This window comes from Alphaproteobacteria bacterium (genome assembly GCA_020638555.1).
Classification (GTDB): domain Bacteria; phylum Pseudomonadota; class Alphaproteobacteria; order Bin95; family Bin95; genus JACKII01.
The window spans coordinates 142,990-160,190 of the sequence record JACKII010000003.1 but is presented as its reverse complement, the minus strand read 5'-3'; the positions used below and the strand labels follow the sequence as shown (position 1 = coordinate 160,190).

18 protein-coding genes and 2 tRNA genes are annotated in these 17,201 nt (G+C 68.4%); 2 read left to right on the top strand and 18 right to left on the bottom strand.

Going from position 1 to position 17,201, the window contains the following annotated elements; genetic code table 11:
- Positions 1-31 precede the first annotated feature (31 nt).
- The 11 genes from H6844_12325 to rplU all read right to left on the bottom strand — a co-directional run bounded on the left by H6844_12325 (position 32) and on the right by rplU (position 9,038).
- Positions 32-526, bottom strand: coding sequence for an RNA pyrophosphohydrolase (locus H6844_12325; protein ID MCB9930183.1), 495 nt, complete (start codon positions 524-526; stop codon positions 32-34).
- Positions 526-1,926, bottom strand: a complete 1,401-nt coding sequence (locus H6844_12320) for a S41 family peptidase (protein ID MCB9930182.1) — start codon at positions 1,924-1,926, stop codon at positions 526-528. Before H6844_12320 ends, H6844_12325 begins: the two co-directional genes overlap by 1 nt.
- Positions 1,927-1,949: 23 nt before the next feature.
- Positions 1,950-3,170, bottom strand: coding sequence for a peptidoglycan DD-metalloendopeptidase family protein (locus H6844_12315; GenBank protein ID MCB9930181.1), 1,221 nt, complete (start codon positions 3,168-3,170; stop codon positions 1,950-1,952).
- 6 nt (positions 3,171-3,176) lie between these two features.
- Positions 3,177-3,638, bottom strand: coding sequence for a 23S rRNA (pseudouridine(1915)-N(3))-methyltransferase RlmH (gene rlmH, locus H6844_12310; GenBank protein MCB9930180.1), 462 nt, complete (start codon positions 3,636-3,638; stop codon positions 3,177-3,179).
- Between the two features lie 43 nt (positions 3,639-3,681).
- Complete coding sequence (gene rsfS / locus H6844_12305) at positions 3,682-4,077, bottom strand: ribosome silencing factor (protein MCB9930179.1); 396 nt, start codon at positions 4,075-4,077, stop codon at positions 3,682-3,684.
- 53 nt (positions 4,078-4,130) lie between these two features.
- A complete protein-coding gene (locus tag H6844_12300; GenBank protein MCB9930178.1) occupies positions 4,131-4,787 on the bottom strand; it encodes a nicotinate-nucleotide adenylyltransferase in 657 nt (218 codons plus the stop codon).
- A 19-nt stretch (positions 4,788-4,806) separates the two neighbouring features.
- The gene (locus H6844_12295; protein MCB9930177.1) at positions 4,807-6,072 is read right to left on the bottom strand and encodes a glutamate-5-semialdehyde dehydrogenase; all 1,266 of its coding nucleotides are present in this window, start codon (positions 6,070-6,072) and stop codon (positions 4,807-4,809) included.
- Positions 6,073-6,101: 29 nt separating this feature from the next.
- A complete protein-coding gene (locus H6844_12290) occupies positions 6,102-7,271 on the bottom strand; it encodes a glutamate 5-kinase (GenBank protein MCB9930176.1) in 1,170 nt (389 codons plus the stop codon).
- Positions 7,268-8,311 carry a GTPase ObgE gene (obgE, locus tag H6844_12285; protein MCB9930175.1) on the bottom strand — a complete coding sequence of 348 codons (1,044 nt, stop codon included), beginning with the start codon at positions 8,309-8,311 and terminating at the stop codon, positions 7,268-7,270. Before obgE ends, H6844_12290 begins: the two co-directional genes overlap by 4 nt.
- An 86-nt stretch (positions 8,312-8,397) precedes the next feature.
- Positions 8,398-8,688, bottom strand: coding sequence for a 50S ribosomal protein L27 (gene rpmA / locus H6844_12280; GenBank protein MCB9930174.1), 291 nt, complete (start codon positions 8,686-8,688; stop codon positions 8,398-8,400).
- 38 nt (positions 8,689-8,726) lie between these two features.
- Complete coding sequence (gene rplU, locus H6844_12275) at positions 8,727-9,038, bottom strand: 50S ribosomal protein L21 (protein ID MCB9930173.1); 312 nt, start codon at positions 9,036-9,038, stop codon at positions 8,727-8,729.
- Between the two features lie 452 nt (positions 9,039-9,490).
- Between rplU and H6844_12270 the strand changes: the two genes are divergently transcribed.
- Positions 9,491-9,579 (top strand) — tRNA-Ser (locus H6844_12270).
- 628 nt (positions 9,580-10,207) lie between these two features.
- Here H6844_12270 and H6844_12265 read toward each other — a convergent pair.
- A tRNA-Leu gene (locus H6844_12265) sits at positions 10,208-10,294 on the bottom strand.
- 145 nt (positions 10,295-10,439) lie between these two features.
- Between H6844_12265 and H6844_12260 the strand changes: the two genes are divergently transcribed.
- On the top strand, positions 10,440-11,156 hold the full coding sequence (locus H6844_12260) for a 5-formyltetrahydrofolate cyclo-ligase (protein ID MCB9930172.1): 717 nt from the start codon (positions 10,440-10,442) through the stop codon (positions 11,154-11,156).
- On the opposite strand, the gene H6844_12255 is transcribed toward H6844_12260, so the two are convergent.
- The 6 genes from H6844_12255 to H6844_12230 all read right to left on the bottom strand — a co-directional run bounded on the left by H6844_12255 (position 11,142) and on the right by H6844_12230 (position 17,190).
- Positions 11,142-11,888 carry a membrane integrity-associated transporter subunit PqiC gene (locus H6844_12255; protein MCB9930171.1) on the bottom strand — a complete coding sequence of 249 codons (747 nt, stop codon included), beginning with the start codon at positions 11,886-11,888 and terminating at the stop codon, positions 11,142-11,144. The genes H6844_12260 and H6844_12255 overlap by 15 nt on opposite strands.
- Positions 11,875-12,852, bottom strand: a complete 978-nt coding sequence (locus tag H6844_12250) for an MCE family protein (GenBank protein MCB9930170.1) — start codon at positions 12,850-12,852, stop codon at positions 11,875-11,877. The genes H6844_12255 and H6844_12250 overlap by 14 nt, the downstream gene beginning before the upstream one ends.
- Positions 12,849-13,661 carry an ABC transporter ATP-binding protein gene (locus H6844_12245; protein MCB9930169.1) on the bottom strand — a complete coding sequence of 271 codons (813 nt, stop codon included), beginning with the start codon at positions 13,659-13,661 and terminating at the stop codon, positions 12,849-12,851. Before H6844_12245 ends, H6844_12250 begins: the two co-directional genes overlap by 4 nt.
- 6 nt (positions 13,662-13,667) lie before the next feature.
- Positions 13,668-14,789, bottom strand: a complete 1,122-nt coding sequence (locus H6844_12240; GenBank protein ID MCB9930168.1) for an MlaE family lipid ABC transporter permease subunit — start codon at positions 14,787-14,789, stop codon at positions 13,668-13,670.
- Between the two features lie 239 nt (positions 14,790-15,028).
- Positions 15,029-15,844: a bifunctional hydroxymethylpyrimidine kinase/phosphomethylpyrimidine kinase gene (gene thiD / locus H6844_12235; protein MCB9930167.1), complete on the bottom strand. Its 816-nt coding sequence runs from the start codon at positions 15,842-15,844 to the stop codon at positions 15,029-15,031.
- On the bottom strand, positions 15,841-17,190 hold the full coding sequence (locus tag H6844_12230) for a phosphoglucosamine mutase (GenBank protein ID MCB9930166.1): 1,350 nt from the start codon (positions 17,188-17,190) through the stop codon (positions 15,841-15,843). The genes thiD and H6844_12230 overlap by 4 nt, the downstream gene beginning before the upstream one ends.
- Between the last annotated feature and the right edge of the window lie 11 nt (positions 17,191-17,201).

Here is a 17,201-nt window from a genome sequence, read left to right as displayed (position 1 = left end):
GGCGCTTCGGCTTGGGTCCGGAAAGGGGCGGTCAGCGGCTGCGGAGGGCAGCCAGGTGCGAGGCGAACTCGGCCAGCACCTGTTCGTAGACCGGGCGCTTGAAATCGACGATGCAGGCCAGCACCTCGTCCGGCTCGGCCCAGCGCCAGGCGGAGAATTCCTGGTGATGGGTGCGCAGGTCGATCTCGCGTTCCCGGCCGGTGAAGCGCAGCAGGAACCAGCGTTGCTCCTGGCCGCGATAGCGGCCGCGCAACGCCCGACCGGCCACCGCAGGCGGCAGGTCATAGCGGTACCAGTGCGCACTTTCGAACACCAGATCGGCCTGGGCAATGCCGGTTTCCTCGCGCAGTTCGCGCATGGCGGCCGCCCGGGGGGACTCGCCGGGGTCGATGCCGCCCTGCGGCATCTGCCAACTGTCCTCGGTGCCGACCCGCCGGCCGAGGAACAGCAGTCCCTCGGCATTGGCCAGCGCGATGCCGACGCAGGGACGGTAAGGCATGCCCTCCGGGTTGCGCGCCGCGGCCATTACCCGTCCTTGCGGCTGTTGAAGAGGGCGAGGCCGCGCAGCAGGTCGATGGCCCGCGACAACTGGTAGTCGACCGGCGCCGTTGCCGGCTTGGCCTCTGCCTTGTCGCCGGTCTTGTCCTCCGGTGCCTCGGGTGCGCCTTCGTCCTTGTCCATGCTGTCCGGCTTCGGCTTGGCCGCGGGGGCCGCGTCCTTCTTCGCCGGCGTGCCGTCCGACGTGCCGTTGGGATTGGCGAGCGCGCCCGGCAGGTCGGCCTCGCGCCGGCGGGCGGAGACGTCGATGGCCTCGACCTTGGCCGGCTGGACCTCGATATCCGGTACGATGCCGGTCGCCTGGATCGAGCGGCCGGACGGGGTGTAATAGCGTGCGGTGGTCAGGCGGATCGCGCCATGGCCGGGGATGGGCTGGATGGTCTGGACCGAGCCCTTGCCGAAGGAGGTGGTGCCCATGAGCAGCGCGCGACGGTGATCCTGCAACGCGCCGGCGACAATCTCCGAGGCGGAGGCCGAGCCGCCGTTGATCAGCACGACCATGGGCAGGTTGTCGGTGATGTCGCCCGGGCTGGCGTTGAAGCGCTGCGCGTTGTCCTTGTCGCGGCCGCGGGTCGAGACGATCTCACCCCGCTCCAGGAAGGCGTCGGAGACGGCTATGGCCTGGTCGAGCAGGCCGCCCGGATTGTTGCGCAGGTCCAGCACCAGGCCGATCAGCTTGCCGTTCGGCGCCTCTTTCTCCAGCTTCTTGACCGCCTTCGTCAGGCCGCTTTCGGTCTGCTGGCTGAAGCTGGTGATGCGCACATAGCCGATATCGCCTTCCAGCCGGGAGCGCACGGACTGGATCTTGATCACGGCGCGGGTGATGGAGACTTCGAAGGGCGGTTGGTCGCCGCGCCGCACGGTCAGCTTGATGTCGGTGTCCGGCTTGCCGCGCATTTTCTCGACGGCCTGCTCCAGGGTCAGGCCCAGCACCGGCTCGCCATCCAGATGGGTGACCAGGTCGCCGGACTGGATGCCCGCGCGGTAGGCGGGCGTGTCGTCGATGGGGGAGACCACCTTGACCAGGCCGTTCTCCATGGTGACCTCGATGCCGAGCCCGCCGAACTCGCCCTTGGTCTGAACCTGCATATCCTTGAAATTCTTCGGATTCAGATAGCTGGAATGCGGGTCCAGCGAGGACAACATGCCGTTGATGGCGGCTTCGACCAGCTTTTCGTCGGAGACTTCCTCGACATATTCCGAGCGCACCCGCTCGAACACATCCCCGAACAGGTTCAGCGCCCGGTAGGTTTCGGACGAGTTGGAAGCCGCCTGCGCCGGCGGTGGGTCGAGAAGGGGGGTGGTGACGAGAGCAAGGGCAAAACCGGCCCCGATCAGACCGAGCTTGCAGCAGGCGTTGCGCCGCATGTGTTCCAACTCCTAACGCGCGTCTAGCTGCGCCCAGCGGTAAACCATTGCAACGGATCGACCGGCCGGCCGTTCCGCCGGATTTCGATATAGAGCGAACCATGCGCTGCCACGCGCCCGACCGGTTCGCCTGCCAAAACCCATTGATCGGTCGCGACGTTCAGCCTGGAAAACCCGGTCAACACCGAATGGAAGCCGCCGCCGTGATCGATGATCAACACTAGGCCATACTTCTGGAACTCGCCAGCATAACGAATGCGGCCGTCTGCCGGGGCCAGGACCGGGGCGTCGGGCGTGGCGGATACGCTGATACCCTCGCTGAAGGCGTCCTTGCCCTCGCCAAAGCGCCGGGTGACGGAGCCGGTGACCGGCAGCAACAGGCCGCCGCGTCGCGATTCGAGACCGACCAGACGCAGCGGCGGGCCCGGGTCCGGCGGCGGGGCGGTGCCGGCCCGTTGGGCGATGATGGCGCGGCGCGCTCGCTCGGCCGCCATGGCGGCGTTGCGGGCGCTGCGGGCGTCGTCGAGGCGGGCGATCAGTTCGCGCACGTCGTCGGCGCTCTTGGCCTGGCGGTGGGCGGCGGCGATGGCGAGGTCGGCCTCGTTCTGCCGCACCGCCAGCACGGCGTTCTTGCGCCGCACCAGTTTCTGCACCTCGGCGAGACGGCGTTCCAGCCCGGCCTTGGCCTGCACCAGGTCGATCCTGGCGGCGGCCACGTCTTTGGCCGCCCGGCGGATATCGGCCAGGTCCTGGCGCACCCGATCGGCGCGGTGTTGCAGGCGCGGAACCAGGGCGCGCAGGACGAAGGCGCTGCGCAGGCGGCTGGTGGTATCGGTGCCCTGCAACAGGGTGGCGGCGGGCGGCACGGTGGCAAGGCGGGTGAGGGCGGAGATCGCCGTGCCGACCTCGGCCCGGCGGGCGTGCCAGGCGGCGAGCGTATCCGCCTGCTTGCGTTGCAGGGCGTGCAGTTCGGCGGCGCGCTGCCGGATCACCTGCTCATGGCTGCGCAAATCGTCGGCGGCGGACTGAACGGCGGTCTGCAAGGCCGCCACTTCGGCGCGCATGGCATCGGCGGCGGCGGCCGAGGCCGTCTTGGCCGCTTCGGCGGCGCGCAATTGCTGCTGCGCCTGCTCCAGATGGCGCTCGGCCGCGGCGCGTTCCGGGTCGGGGGCGGCCGCGCGGGCGGGGCCGACGGCCAGCGCCAGGGCCAATGCCAGGGCGGCCAGACGAAGAAGGGGCGCCATGCGGCCTCAATCCCGGTGATAGGGGTGGCCCGCCAGGATCTGCTGGGCGCGATAGAGTTGCTCGGCCAACATCGCTCGAACCATCATGTGCGGCCAGGTCGCCCGGCCGAAGCGGAGGGTTTTGGACGCCCGCCGGCGCACGCTTTCGTCCAGGCCGTCGGCTCCGCCGATGGCGAAGCCGCAGGCCGCATGGCCCTGGTCCCGCCATCCGCCCAGCAGATCGGCAAGGGCTTGGCTCGAAAGATCGTCGCCACGTTCGTCCATCGCGATGATCGGACCAGATTCGGGCAGCGCTTGCAAAAGCAATTCCGCCTCTGCGACCATCCTTTTCGGCACGGGCAGGCTGGCGCGCGCCTGCACCTCGCGCACGTCGAGCGGCAGGGTGGTCATGCGGTTGCGATAGGTATCGAGCAGCCCGCGCGCCGGGCCGGCACGCATCCGCCCGACAGCGGCGATGACGATGCGCATGGCACCGGCCCTTTTCGGGTGCGCGGGCCCCGGCGGCTCGCGATCAGGAGACGGAGGAGCCTGCTGTCCGGGCGCCGGCCGGCGATGCGGTCCACATGGCTTCGATGTTGTAGAACTCGCGCACTTCCGGGCGGAACAGGTGCACGAGCACGTCGCCGGTGTCGATCAGCACCCAGTCGCCCTGGGCGAGGCCTTCCACCTTGGGCGCGCCGGCGCTTTCCTTCACCGCACGGGCGACATAGTCGGCCAGGGCCTGGACCTGGCGTTGGGAGCGGCCGTTGGCGACGATCATATAGTCGGCCATCGGGCTCTTGCCGGCCAGGTCGACGGTGACGACGTCCTCTGCCTTGTGCTCGTCCAGCACGTGCAGGATCAGGTCGCGCAGCCGGTCGGCGGCCGCTTGCTTTGCCTTGGGCTTCCGCGCGCGTTGGGCGGGCAGGAAGTCGACGGCGGGACTCGCAGTCGGGCGACTGGGAGGTTCGGGGTCGGGGATTATCGGTTGGGTCCTCCGCTGAGGGCTGGCGACCGTCCGGCCCGGCGAAGCGCCGTGGCGGAAGCGGAATGCAGCCGGATGGGTAAAAACGTCCAGGCAGGCGGCTCACTCAGGGCCAATTGGCCCGCCGCCTCCAGGGGAACACGGTTGCGCGCATAGCGCTGTGCGGCTTTGCCTAGCATCGCCCGCATAGAATAGGTGGGCCGGCCCCAGACTGCAATGGGAACCGTCGCGGCGATGGTCTGCCACCGGGCCCAGCGCGGCAGCTGGATCAGATTGTCCGCCCCCATCAGCCAGACGAAGCGGGTGCCCGGAAAGGCCCGGCGAAGTGCGGCCAGCGTGTCGGCGGTGTAGCGTGTGCCGAACCGGGTTTCCAGGTCGGTGGGGGCGATGCGCGGATGCCGGGCCATGGCCTTCGCCGAGGCGAACCGGGCAGCGAACGGGGCCATGTCCGCCGCGGATTTCAGCGGATTCTGCGGCGAGACCAGCCACCAGACCGCGTCCAGCCGCAGGTATTGCAGCGCCAGGCGCGAAATGTGCAAATGCCCCTCGTGCGCCGGGTTGAACGAGCCGCCAAGCAGGCCGATGCGGCCGCCATTGGCGCGGCCCAGGCCATAGAGCAGGGGCGGTGTGGCGGTGGAAAGGCTCACCCCCATTCCTTCTTCATGGTCGGCTTCACGGCCGGGTTTCGCCGTGGCCGCGCACCACGTATTTGTAGCTGGTGAGCTGGTCGGCGCCGACCGGGCCGCGGGCGTGGAAGCGGTCGGTGGAAATGCCGATCTCGGCGCCGAACCCGAACTCGCCGCCGTCGGCGAACTGGGTCGAGGCGTTGTGCAGCACGATGGCGCTGTCCACCTCGGCCAGGAAGCGCTCCGCCGTGGCCGGGTCGCCGGTGACGATCGAATCGGTGTGGTGCGAGCCGTAGGTGTTGATGTGCTCCATCGCCCCGTCGACGCCGTCGACGATGCGGACCGCGATGATCGCGTCCAGATATTCCGTGCGCCAGTCGCTTTCCACCGCCGGCGTCACCCGCGGGTCGGCGGCCTGGGCGCTCTCGTCGCCGCGCACGGCGCAACCGGCCGCGAGCAGGTCGGCAATCAATGGTTGTAGATGGGTGCTGGCCGCACGCCGGTCGACCAGCAGCGTCTCGGCCGCGCCGCAAATGCCGGTGCGGCGCATCTTGGCGTTGACGGTGATGGCGCGCGCCATGCCCAGGTCGGCCGCGGCGTCGATATAAAGGTGGCAGAGCCCTTCCAGATGGCCGATCACCGGCATGCGCGCCTCGCGGAACACGCGTTCGGTCAGGCTGGCGCCGCCGCGGGGCACGATCACGTCGATCAGGCCGCGGGCGCGCAGCATGGCGCCGACGGCGGCCCGGTCCTTGGTGGGCACGCGCTGCACTGCGTCGCGGGGCAGGCCGGCGGCGGCGAACCCGTCCTGAAGGCAATCCACCAGCAGGCCGGAGGTGGCAAAACTGTCGGAGCCGCCGCGCAGCACCGCCGCATTGCCGGCCTTGACGCAGAGGCCGCCGGCGTCCGCCGTGACGTTCGGCCGGCTCTCGTAAATGACGCCGATCACGCCCAGCGGCACCCGCACGCGGCTGATATTGAGGCCGTTCGCCGGCGTCCAGGCCTGGTCGACCATGCCCACCGGGTCGGGCCGGTCCGCGACGGCGTCCAGCCCGCCGGCAATGCCTTCGATCCGGTCCGGCGTCAGGCGCAGCCGGTCGAGGAAGGCGGCAGAAATGCCGTTCTTCTCGGCCAGGGCGCAGTCGCCGGCATTGGCGTCGAGCAGGGCGTTGCCAGCGCTGCGCACCCGTTCGGCCGCTTCGTGCAGGCCTTGAGCCTTGGCCGCAGCGCTGGCCTTGCCGAGTGCGGCCGTGGCGGCGCGGGCCCTGGCGCCGATCCCGGCGAGCAGTGCGTCGGCGTCGGTCTCGCTCATGCCGGTCTGGCCGCTGGCAGTCTGTTGGGTCATGACGCTTCCCGTCGATTCGTCTTGGCCGGTGCCGCCGCCAGCAGGGACGGAGCGGTCAGCACCAGGTCGTCGCGATGGATCATCTCCTGCCGGCCACGATAGCCGAGCAGGTCCTCGAACACAGCGCTCTTGTGGCCGGCGATGCGGCGGGCGTCGTCGCTGTCATAGGCGACCAGGCCGCGCGCCAGTTCGCGCCCTTGCAGGTCGGCCACCAGAACGGCGTCGCCCCGCTGGAACTCTTCCTCGACCGCGCGCACGCCGGCGGGCAGCAGCGAGCGGCCGCGGCCGAGCGCGGCGGCGGCACCGGCATCGATGCGCAGCCGACCCTTCGGCCGCAGGCTGCCGGCGATCCACTGTTTATACGCCGTGCGGGGCGAGGTGGCGGACTCGAACCAGGTGCAGCGCGCGCTGCCGTCGAGCAGCGCTTGCAGGGCGTGCGGCTGGTGTCCGCTGGCGATCAGCATGTGGCAGCCGGCGCCGAGCGCAATCTTGGCCGCGACCAGCTTGGTGACCATGCCGCCGGTGCCGTCCTGGCCCGGCTTGCCGGCCATGGCCTCGATGCGGGCATTGACGCCCCGGATATGCGGCAAGAACTCCGCCGTGGGGTCGTGGCGCGGATCGCCGGTGTAGAGGCCGTCGATGTCGGACAGCAGCACCAGCACGTCGGCGCCGATCATCTGGGCGATGCGGGCGGCCAGCGAATCGTTGTCGCCGTATTTGATCTCGTCGGTGGCGACGGTGTCGTTCTCGTTGATCACCGGCACCGCCCGGTGTTTCAACAGAGTGGAAAGCGTGTTGCGGGCGTTCAGATAACGGCGCCGCTCCTCCGTATCCGACAGGGTCACCAGCACCTGGGCGACGGGGATGCCATGGGCGCCGAGCGCGGACTCGTAGGCGTGGGCAAGGCGAATCTGCCCCGCCGCCGCCGCGGCCTGGCTTTCCTCCAGCTTCAGGGTGCCTTTCGGCAGGCGCAACGAGCGCCGGCCGAGGGCGATGGCGCCGGAGGACACCACCACCACTTCCTGGCCGCGGGCGCGCATGCCGGCAATGTCTGCCGCCAGTGCCGCGAGCCAGGCCTGGCGCGGCGTGCCGGCGTCGCTATCCACCAGCAGGGCGGAGCCGATCTTGACCACCACCCGCCCGGCCGTGTTCAGGGGATGGTTCATGGCGCGAACGGTTCGGGTTCGGCTTCGGCCTCGGCGGCGCGACGCTCGGCGACGTGCTGCATCAGCCGGTCGCAGAGTTCCTCGACGCCGCTGCCGCTGACGCCCGACAGCAGCCAGATCGCCTCGGGGTCACAGCCGGCGGCTTCGGCCAGATATTCCCGTTGCAGCGCGATCTCGTCCGCGTCCATGGCGTCGATCTTGTTCAGCACCAGCAACTCGGTCTTGGATTCGAGGTCGGCGCCGTAAGCCTCCAACTCCTCGCGCACGGTGCGGTAGGCCGCAGCCACGTCCTCGCCCATGGAGCCGTCGACCAGATGCACCAGCAGATCGCAGCGCTCGATATGGCCGAGGAACCGCGTGCCGAGCCCGGCGCCGTCGCTCGCACCCTCGATCAGGCCGGGAATATCCGCCAGCACCAGCGTGTCCTCGCCGCGGCGCACCACGCCCAGATTCGGATGCAGGGTGGTGAAGGGATAGGCCGCGATCTTGGGTTGGGCGCGGCTGGTGGCGGAGAGCAGGGTGGATTTGCCCGCATTGGGCAGGCCGATCAGGCCAACATCGGCGATCAGCTTCAGCCGCAACCAGATCCACATTTCCTCGCCCGGCCAGCCGGGGTCGGCCCGGCGCGGCGCCTGGTTGGTGGCGGTCTTGTAGTGCTGGTTGCCGAAGCCGCCATCGCCGCCCTTCAGCAGCACGAGCCGGTCGCCGGCCTCGGTCAGGTCGGCGAGCACGTGCTCGGCGGTCTCATCCAGGATCTGCGTGCCGGGGGGCACTTTCAGCACCACATCCTCGCCCCGGGCGCCGCTGCGCTGGCGGCCCATGCCGTGCTGGCCGCGCTGGGCCTTGTAGTGCTGCTGGTAGCGGTAGTCGATCAGCGTGTTCAGATTGTCGACGCATTCGACGATCACGTCGCCGCCACGGCCGCCATCGCCGCCGTCCGGCCCGCCGAACTCGATGAATTTCTCGCGCCGAAAGCTGACGCAGCCGGGGCCGCCGTCACCGCTTTTGACGAAAATCTTCGCTTCGTCGAGGAAGCGCATGGGAACGGTGCTTTCCGTCGGAGGGGGCCTTGCGGCGGCCCCCTACAGGAGCGGGGGCCGCCGGGCGGCCCCGAGACCGTTTGCCGTTAGTCGTCGCCGTCCACGGCGGCGGCCTGGGCCGCGCCAATGGGCAGAACGCTGACGAACGCCCGGTCGCCGCGCTTGCGCACAAACGACACATGGCCTTCGGTCTTGGCGAACAGGGTGTGATCCTTGCCCATGCCGACATTGTCGCCCGCATGGAATTTCGTGCCGCGCTGGCGGACCAGGATATTGCCCGGAATGACCAGTTCGCCGCCGAACTTCTTGACGCCCAGGCGCCGGCCTTCGCTGTCGCGGCCGTTGCGCGAGGAGCCGCCTGCCTTTTTATGAGCCATGGCTCTGTCTCCTGAGGAAAGACTGACCGGGGATGCGACTAGCCGTCGATCGCCGTGATTTTGAGGACCGAGTGCAACTGGCGGTGGCCGTTCTTCGTGCGCGACTTCTGCCGCCGGCGCTTTTTGAAGATGATGACCTTGTCGCCGCGGCTCTGCTCGACGATCTCGGCCTTGACGCTGGCGCCGTCGACCGTGGGTGCGCCGACGCGCACCCCGGCATCGCCGGAGAGCATGAGGACCTGATCGAGCGTCACCTCGTTGCCGGCATCGCCCGGCAGGCGCTCAACCGTGATGACATCGTCTTTGGCGACGCGATACTGTTTGCCGCCCGTGCGAATGACTGCGTACATGTTCGAACAATTCCGTTCCGCTTCGCGCCTGGAGCCGCCATCGTACTGGACTTGGCCGCCAACCCGGGCGCGGTTCGGTTAACCTGCGGGTTTCGTCAGAGAGCTCGCCCTGAAAGCGAAGCGAGGACAATAATGAATGTGCCGTTTCTGTCAACCCCTGCAGCAGGGGCCGTCAGGGCTATCGCATTTGGCCGATGATGGATTTGGCGAAGTCGTCGGACCATCCTGCGCGTTTTCGCTTTCGGCTGATGGGGAGCTTTGGCCTTGCGGTTTGGAGGAGATTGAGGGTGATGCCGCGGAGTGTGGCGAGGTTTTCGGGCACCGCCTCACCCTGCAAATCCGCATGGAATATTCGCATGCGACTCCTGCGTCGGAGGAAGTGCGACCGGCGCCCGAATTTTTTGCTTTCCTCGACGCCCACCCGAGGCTATAAGGCCCGGCCGTTGGGGCGCGGAGAGGTGCCGGAGTGGTTGAACGGGGCGGTCTCGAAAACCGTTAAGGGCGCAAGTCCTTCGAGGGTTCGAATCCTCCCTCTCCGCCAGTATTTTGATGCGATATCGCTGATTTCCAACTCCAATTAGCCGCCATCATCATCCAGTCGCGCCGCGCCATGAAAGCCGCGCTCAAGCTGTTGCGGATACCGCTGAAGCGGCAGGGCTGTGTCTCAGACGAAATCGTGACTGACCGGCTTCGATCCAATGGCGCCGCGCTGGGCGACCTGGGCCTCAGCGACCCAGCGACCGCCACGTCACGGGCAGCCGTTCCAACAACCGGGCTGAGGTCTCGCATCGACCGACACGAGAGCGGGAGCGGCAACGACGAGGATTTCGATCGCCCGGCCCGGCGCAACAATTCCTCTCGATCCATCCCGCCGTCTACAACCTGTTCAACCAGCAACGCCGTCAGATTTCGCGGATTTCCCGCCGAACCCTGAAGTCGGTCCGCGTCGTAGCGCATGCCGGCTGGCGGGACGCCGTCATGGCCTGAGCAGTTGGGAATGGGTCTTCCTCTGGGCTTGCCGTCGTTAACGTGACAGCGCCCTCGCGTCGCTTCATCGGACGAACAACCCGCAACAGAATCGTTTGCGTCCCACCAATGTGTACCAGTTGGTGAGGCACAGGCCCTTGATCGGGCTGGATTTGTTGTGGATCAACGGCTTAGCCGAAGCTTGGTGCCCAGGAGAAGACTCGAACTTCCACGGCCTTGCGGCCACAGGTACCTGAAACCTGCGCGTCTACCAATTCCGCCACCTGGGCATTTGGGCTGAACCGCTGCGGCGCCGTCGGCGACCGCTGCAGTGCGGGGTAGGAGCGCGTTGTTAAAGGTCTGATCGCACCTTGTCAACGCCTTGCAGACGCCTCAGAAAGAAAGGCCATTTTATCGCAGCCGGAAGGCGTCTCCATGCGCTTCGACAGCAAGGCCAGCGCCCGCGACCATGTGTGGACTCGGCTGGAATCCGAGGGGTTGGCCGCCTATCCGTTTCCACCCCGCGGCCGCATCCCGAACTTCAAGGGCGCGCGCGAGGCGGCCGCCATGCTGTTCCGGTCGCCCTTGCTGGCAGGGGCCCGCCGCATCAAGGTCAACCCCGACAGCCCGCAACGGCATGTGCGGGCCGAGGCGCTGCGCCGGGGCATCGAGGTCTATGTGCCGACGCCGCGGCTCGCCGGCGGTTTCATGCTCCTGGATCCGGCGACCATCCCCGCGGAACTGGCCTGGCAGGCCGCCGCACGCGCGGCGTGGGAGCGGTTCGCGACGCCGATGGCGCTGGGGGACCTGCCGCGGTTCGATGCCATCGTGACCGGCTGCGTCGCGGTCACGCCGGCGGGCAAGCGTGCCGGCAAGGGGGCCGGGTACAGCGATCTGGAGTTTGCGATTCTGCGCGAACTCGGCCATGCGCCGGCGGCCGTCGCGACGACGGTGCACGACGTGCAGGTGGTCGAGGATTTCCCCATCGCTGGCCACGACCAGCCGGTCTCGCTGATCGCGACGCCGACCCGGCTGATCGCCGTGGCCGAGCCGCTGCCGCCGCCGTCCGGCATCGACTGGGCCGCTCTGCCCGCCGATGCCCTGACCGCCATGCCGGTGCTGGCCGACCTGGCGCGCCTACGGCCGCGCTAGCCGCTGGATCGGCCGTGCCGTGCCGGTCGAGCGGCTGAGGGGCGGGCGGCTGAGGGATGCGCCGGTCGAGTCCGGCCGTTGCAGGCCCTTGCGGCGCAGGGCTTCGGCCTTCTGCCCTTCGGTCAGGGTCCAGACCACCACGTCCTTCAGCACCTTGCCCAAGGCCTCGTCGAAGGCTTCGATCACCGGCCCCATCTGGTCGAGCGGCGCCTCCACGACCTTGCCGAACGCAGCCGAGGCGACGATCACCCGTTCGGGCATCTGCACCAGCTTGAAGTGCAGCGCCACGTTGACGATGTGCCGGTCGTCCAGGGATTCCGCCTGGAATTCCCGGAGTTCGCTTTTCAGCACATAGTCCGGGCGCAGACCGATGGATTCGCGGCCGACGGCGACGATGGCATGGCTGTTGTCGAAGGATTCGATGATCAGCGACTGCACCATCAGCGGCGCCCGGTCGACCCAGTTGGCCTGGGCGTAGTAGTCGAACCGCACCGGCGACAGCATCAGGCCGATGCGCGGCGTGTCGATGCTCGCCTGGGCCGCCGGCGGTTCCACCACCAGCTGCCAGGCAACCCGGGGCAGGTCCGGATAGGTGGTTTTCGGCGTCAGGCGATAGAGCCGCGGCGGCGGCCCCTGACCGGGCAGGAGCGATTCGCAGCCGGCGAGCGCCAGCGCGCCCAGGCCGGTGGCCAGAAGCGCGCGGCGGCGGAAGAGGGGGTTATCTTGCTTCATAGCCCTTCTGCTGATTTCCGAAGAGGAAGCCGGCCGGGTCGCGACCCAGCTCGTTGGCGACGCGTCGCAACGACCCCACCAGTTCGCGAAGGTCGGCGATAAAGGCATTCATATCGTACAGAGTGACATGGGTGAAATCCCGTATCGGCCGGCGGTTTTCCTGAAGCATCGCGTTCAGCGTGTTCGTGGTGGTGCTGACGCTCGTGCCGGCATCCTTGAACGCCGCAAAGGTTTTTTCCGCCTCCGCCAGTACGGGCTCGGCCGCCTGCATGGTCTTGGCGGTGGCGGCGAGGGCGGTTTTGATATCGTCTTCCGATTCGGTGACGATCCGATCCACGTCCGCGACCGTGGTGGTGGTCCGGGCGATCAGCTCGCGCACGCCCGGCCCCGCCGCTTTCAGGTCGTCGGAGAGCGCCGCCATATTGGCCAGAATGGTGGACACGGCGCGCCGGTTGTCGTCGCTCAGCAACAGGGAGGCCCGGCTCACCAGCGTATCCACCCGTTCGACCAGAGCCGGCGCCCCCTCGAACAGGCGTTCGAGTTGCGAGGGCTTGGTGCCGATCACCGGATAGTCGTCGTCGGGGGCCGTCTTCAGCGGCGGGTCGCTCTTGGAGCCCCCCGAAAGCAGGATCATCGAGCCACCGGTCAGCCCCTGCAATTCCAGGCTCGCAACGGTGCTGGACTTCACCGGCGTCGAGTTCAGCACCTCGATGGTGGCGCGGACCTGTTCCGCATTGTGCGGGTCGATGCGCAGGTCGATCACCTGGCCGACCGCGATGCCGCGATAGGACACCGTGCTGCCGGTTTTCAGGCCGACGACCGAATCGGTGAAGAACAGCCAGTAGCGGTCGTATTGCACATTGCCGTCGTATTTCGCCATCCACAGCACGAAGCCGATGGCCGCCGCCAGCAAGATCAAGACGGCGCTGCCGACCGCAAGATAGCCTGCCCTCGTTTCCATCATGCCGCTCCCGCATAGGCTGCCGCCCGGCCGCGCGGGCCGTTGAAATAATCGTGGATCCAGGGTTCCGGCCGCGCCCGGATTTCCTGGATCGTGCCGCAGATCGCCTGCTTGTTCAGCAACACGCCGATGCGGTTGCAGGCGGTGTAGAGGCTGTCCAGGTCGTGGGTGATCATCACCACGGTCAGCCCCAGCGCCGATTGCAGTTCCAGCACCAGTTCGTCGAAATGGGCGGCGCCGATCGGGTCGAGGCCGGCGGTCGGCTCGTCCAGAAAGACGATCTGCGGGTCGAGCGCCAATGCCCGCGCCAGACCGGCCCGCTTGCGCATGCCGCCGGAAAGCTCCGACGGGTATTTGCTTTCCACCGACGGGTCGAGGCCCGAGAGGCGCAGCTTCAGCGCGACGATTTCCCGTCGGTCGGCGGCCTTGAGCCGGGTGTGCTCCTTCAGCGGCACATCGATGTTTTCGCCCACGGTCAGCGAGCTGAACAGGGCGCCGTCCTGGAACATCACGCCCCAGCGCCGGCGCAGGGCCTGGGCCGCGGCGCCGGCGGACTGGGTGTCCTGGCCGAACACGCGGATTTCGCCGGCTCGCGGCCGGATCAGGCCGATAATGGTGCGCACCAGCACCGACTTGCCGGTGCCGGAACCGCCAACCAGCCCGAACACCTCGCCGCGCCGGATGGCGAGGTCGAGATTGTCGTGGATGACCTGCGTGCCGAACTGGGTGCGCAAGCCCCGCACCTCCACGGCCGGCGGCTCGGGTTCGTTGGTGCCGGTCTGCGCCTGCCAGGCGGGCTCAATCGGGTCCATGGTCGCTCACACTCCCAAGACCGAGAAGACAATCGACATGATAGCGTCGATCACGATGACGAAAAACAGCGCCTGCACCACGGCCGCGGTGGTGCGAATGCCGACGGAGGCCGCGCCCTGGCCGACTTCCAGGCCCTGTTGACAGCCGATGGCGGCGATGGCGGTGGCGAACAGGGGCGCTTTCACCATGCCGACCCAAAAGTGATAGAGCGACACCTCCGCATGGAACTGGCGGGTAAACTGGCTGAAGGAGATGTCGAGCGAGAAGGTGGCCATGATGGCGCCGCCCAGCACGCCCACGGCATCGGCAAAGATCACCAGGAACGGGAAGATCAGCATCAGCGCCAGCACGCGCGGGATCACCAGCAGCATGATCGGGTCGAGGCCGATCACGCGCATGGCGTCGATTTCCTCGTTGATCTTCATGGTACCGATCTGGGCCGCGAACGCGCTGGCGGAGCGGCCGGCGACGACGATGGCCGTGATCAATGCCCCCATCTCGCGCAGCACGCCGACGCCGACCACGTTGACCGTGTAGATCTGCGCGCCGAAGCGCGAGAGCTGGTCGGCTCCCTGATAGGCGGTGACCACGCCCAGCAGGAAGCTGAGCAGGCCGACGATCGGCAGCGCCGAAACGCCCGCGGCCTGCATATGGTAGACGATGGAGCGTCCGCGCAAATCCCGCGGCCGCAACAGCGCCCGCACCAGGCTGACGGTCACCTGGCCCTGAAACGCGACCATGTTCAGGACGATGGCGACCGCGGCTTCCGCCTGCTTGCCGAGATCGACGAGCCAGTCGCCCCACCGGCGCCGCGGCGGCGGCGCTGCGTCCGAGGGCAGGCGATAGGCCTCGGCAATCCGGTCGTAGAATTCGGGTGCGCCCTGCACGTCGACCGATGCGGCGACCTGCCGGATGCGTTCGATCCAGCGATACAGTGCCAGGGCCGCATTGCTGTCCAGCGGCTCGACGGCGTGAAAATCGACCCGGACGGTCTGGCCGGCGGCCTCTGCCGGCACCGGTCCCGGCCAGCCGGTTTGATCCAATGCCTCGGTCGTCCACGCGCCCGAGAGGATCACCGCCAGCGCGCCGCCCTCGGCGCTCCACTCGGCTTTGGGAGCGGACGTCACGGGTCAGTCCGGCACGGTACAAGGCGCGATGGCACACGCCCCAGGGGCAGCGGCGTGCGCCCGAGGGGCGATTGGGTGCGCCCGAGGCGCAGCGGCGAGCGCCGCCGGAAAGCACGGGCGGTCACAATCGGCAAGGGTCTGACCGGGAAACAATTCAACATCCGTCCTTGGTGCCCGATGGGAAATCGCGTGGCCGTGGGGGAGTGCATTCCCTGTTACCTCATTTCCTTATCGCCGATTCAACCGCGCGACTCCAGCCGGAATCGAGTCGAAAGGTGGTCGATCGGCCCGTGACCTTGCCCGAAACCCGGAGCATTGGCGATGCCGGCATGGACGAAGCGGCAGGCATGCCCGACCGCATCGGCGAGCGACAGGCCATGGGCGACGCCGCCGGCGATGGCGGAGGCCAGCGTGCAGCCGGTGCCATGGGTGTGGCGGGTCTCCAGCCGCGGCGAGACGAAGCGTTCCGCCGCGCCGCCCGGTTGCAGCAAAAGGTTGAGCACGCCGGCTCCGCTCAGATGCCCGCCCTTCAGCAGGACGGCGGCGCCGAACCGCTCGACCATCGCCCGGGCCGCCCGCTCCTGGTCGGCCCTATCGGCGACGGCGGCGCCGATCAGCACGGCCGCCTCCTCGGTGTTGGGGGTCATCACATGCGCGCGGGGCAGGATGTGCTCCGCCAGCGCGCCCACCGCTTCCGATTGCAGCAGGGCCGCGCCGCCCTTGGCGACCATCACAGGATCGGCAATCACCGGGATGGCGGCATGGTCCGCCAGCACTTCGGCTACCGCCTGGATCAGGGGCGCCGAATGCAACATGCCGAGCTTGATGGCGTCGGCGCCGATATCGTCCAGGCAGGCGCGCATCTGGGCCGCCACCACCTCTGGCGGGATGGCGTGCACGTCGCTGACGCCCTGCGAGTTCTGTACCGTGATCGCGGTCACCGCGGTCATGGCATAGGCGCCCAGCGCCGACAGCGTCTTGATATCGGCCTGGATGCCGGCGCCACCGCCGGAATCCGACCCCGCGACGACCAATACCCGTGGCGGCCGGCTCATGCTGCCACCTCCCGGATCACGTCGCAGAGCGCGTCGACCACGGCGGCGACTTCATCCTCGCGTTCGCCTTCGGCCATGACACGGATCAGCGGCTCGGTGCCCGACTTGCGCACCAGCAGCCGCCCGCTGCCGTTCAGCCGCTTTTCGGCGTCGCGGATGGCGCTTTTGACCCGGTCGTGATCCATCGGGTTGCCATTGGCATAGCGGACGTTTTTCAGCAACTGGGGGAAGGGGGCGAACACCGAGAGCAATTCGTCCGACGGCCGGCCGCTTTCCATCAGCACCGCCAGCACCTGCAATGCCGCGATCAGGCCGTCGCCCGTGGTGCTGTAATCGCTGAGGACGATATGGCCGGACTGCTCGCCGCCGACATTGTAGCGCTCGGCCCGCATGCGCTCGACCACATGGCGGTCGCCGACCGGGGTGCGGACCAGCAGCATTCCCAGGCTTTCCAGATAGCGCTCCAGCCCCAGATTCGACATGACGGTGGCGACGACGCCATTGCCGGTCAGCCGCTGCTGGGCGCACCAACTGCCGGCGATCAGCGCCATCACCTGGTCGCCGTCGATCACCCGGCCCTTGGCATCCACCAGTTGCACCCGGTCGGCGTCGCCGTCGAGCGCGATGCCGAGATCGGCGCCGGTTTCGCAGACCTTGCGGGCCAGCGCCTCCGGCTTGGTGGCGCCGCAATCGGCGTTGATGTTGGTGCCGTTCGGCTCGCAGGCGATCTGGGTGACGCTGGCGCCCAGTTCGAACAGCGCTTGCGGCGCCGCCCGGTAGGCCGCGCCGTTGGCGGCATCGACCACCACTTTCAGCCCATCCAGGCGCAGGCCGCGCGGCAGGGTGTGCTTGACAATTTCGATATAGCGCCCGGTGGCATCGCCCATCCGGCTGGCGCGGCCGATGCGCTCGACCGGCGGCAGCGCCCAGCCGCGCTCGGCGATCCGTGCCTCGATCGCCTGTTCCCAGTCGTCCGGCAGCTTGTAGCCGTCGCCGCCGAAAATCTTGATGCCGTTGTCCTGATAGGGGTTGTGCGAGGCGGAGATGACCACGCCCAGGCCGGCCCGCAGCGAGCGCGTCATGTTCGCCACCGCCGGCGTCGGCAGCGGCCCGGTCAGCACCACGTCGAACCCCATGGAGAGAAAGCCGGCCTCCATCGCCGACTCCAGCAGATAGCCCGAAAGCCGGGTATCCTTGCCGATCACAACCAGAGGGTGCTCGGCCGGCCGGCGCTCCCGGAACTCGGCCGCCGTCGCCATGGCCACGTCCACGGCCAGGTGGGCGGTCATCGGGTGCTGGTTGGCGGTGCCGCGAATGCCGTCGGTGCCGAAGAGTCGTTCTGCCATGCTGTGCCAGC

Coding starts and splice junctions, on each gene's coding strand:
- H6844_12325 (MCB9930183.1), bottom strand. CDS start 526: ATGGCCGCGGCGCGCAACCCGGAGGGCATGCCTTACCGTCCCTGCGTC.
- H6844_12320 (MCB9930182.1), bottom strand. CDS start 1,926: ATGCGGCGCAACGCCTGCTGCAAGCTCGGTCTGATCGGGGCCGGTTTT.
- H6844_12315 (MCB9930181.1), bottom strand. CDS start 3,170: ATGGCGCCCCTTCTTCGTCTGGCCGCCCTGGCATTGGCCCTGGCGCTG.
- rlmH (MCB9930180.1), bottom strand. CDS start 3,638: ATGCGCATCGTCATCGCCGCTGTCGGGCGGATGCGTGCCGGCCCGGCG.
- H6844_12300 (MCB9930178.1), bottom strand. CDS start 4,787: ATGGGGGTGAGCCTTTCCACCGCCACACCGCCCCTGCTCTATGGCCTG.
- H6844_12295 (MCB9930177.1), bottom strand. CDS start 6,072: ATGAGCGAGACCGACGCCGACGCACTGCTCGCCGGGATCGGCGCCAGG.
- H6844_12290 (MCB9930176.1), bottom strand. CDS start 7,271: ATGAACCATCCCCTGAACACGGCCGGGCGGGTGGTGGTCAAGATCGGC.
- obgE (MCB9930175.1), bottom strand. CDS start 8,311: ATGCGCTTCCTCGACGAAGCGAAGATTTTCGTCAAAAGCGGTGACGGC.
- rpmA (MCB9930174.1), bottom strand. CDS start 8,688: ATGGCTCATAAAAAGGCAGGCGGCTCCTCGCGCAACGGCCGCGACAGC.
- rplU (MCB9930173.1), bottom strand. CDS start 9,038: ATGTACGCAGTCATTCGCACGGGCGGCAAACAGTATCGCGTCGCCAAA.
- H6844_12260 (MCB9930172.1), top strand. CDS start 10,440: ATGCGCTTCGACAGCAAGGCCAGCGCCCGCGACCATGTGTGGACTCGG.
- H6844_12255 (MCB9930171.1), bottom strand. CDS start 11,888: ATGAAGCAAGATAACCCCCTCTTCCGCCGCCGCGCGCTTCTGGCCACC.
- H6844_12250 (MCB9930170.1), bottom strand. CDS start 12,852: ATGATGGAAACGAGGGCAGGCTATCTTGCGGTCGGCAGCGCCGTCTTG.
- H6844_12245 (MCB9930169.1), bottom strand. CDS start 13,661: ATGGACCCGATTGAGCCCGCCTGGCAGGCGCAGACCGGCACCAACGAA.
- thiD (MCB9930167.1), bottom strand. CDS start 15,844: ATGAGCCGGCCGCCACGGGTATTGGTCGTCGCGGGGTCGGATTCCGGC.
- H6844_12230 (MCB9930166.1), bottom strand. CDS start 17,190: ATGGCAGAACGACTCTTCGGCACCGACGGCATTCGCGGCACCGCCAAC.